We start from the raw sequence: 473 nt of genomic DNA on the forward strand, positions 1-473 counted from the left end.
GGATCAGGAAATTTGAACAACACTTATAAGTGATATTTTGCTCCCCAAATGATGTTATAAACATCAATATATGGAGTATTTTATGACACGTAGACCAAGAAGAAATCATTCAAATGACTTTAAAGCTAAGGTAGCACTTGCTGCGATTAAAGCAGAAAAAACACTTGCTGAATTGAGTGCTGAATTTGATGTTCATCAAAACCAAATTATTGACTGGAAAAATCAACTGATTTCAGCTTCCTCGCAAGCTTTCGATCAATCAAAAGCTCCAACAGAACCACCCATCGATCTAAAAAAACTACATGCAAAAATCGGTGAGCAGGCATTAGAAATTGATTTTTTAGAAGGTGTGTTGAAGAAACTGGGCCGCTTCAACCACAAAAGTTAATCGATGACTCACTTCAGATTTCAGTATCTAAGCAAGCTAAGCTGCTGAAAGTCTCCCGTGGTTGTTATTACTATCGCCCAAAACC

General features: G+C 37.0%; 1 pseudogene. It reads left to right on the forward strand.

Annotated elements, in window-relative coordinates:
* Positions 1-70 precede the first annotated feature (70 nt).
* Positions 71-473: pseudogene (locus HMPREF0023_RS15985) on the forward strand (IS3 family transposase); the annotation flags it as partial.

This window comes from Acinetobacter sp. ATCC 27244, assembly GCF_000156555.1.
In the GTDB taxonomy this organism is placed as follows: Bacteria; Pseudomonadota; Gammaproteobacteria; order Pseudomonadales; family Moraxellaceae; genus Acinetobacter; species Acinetobacter haemolyticus.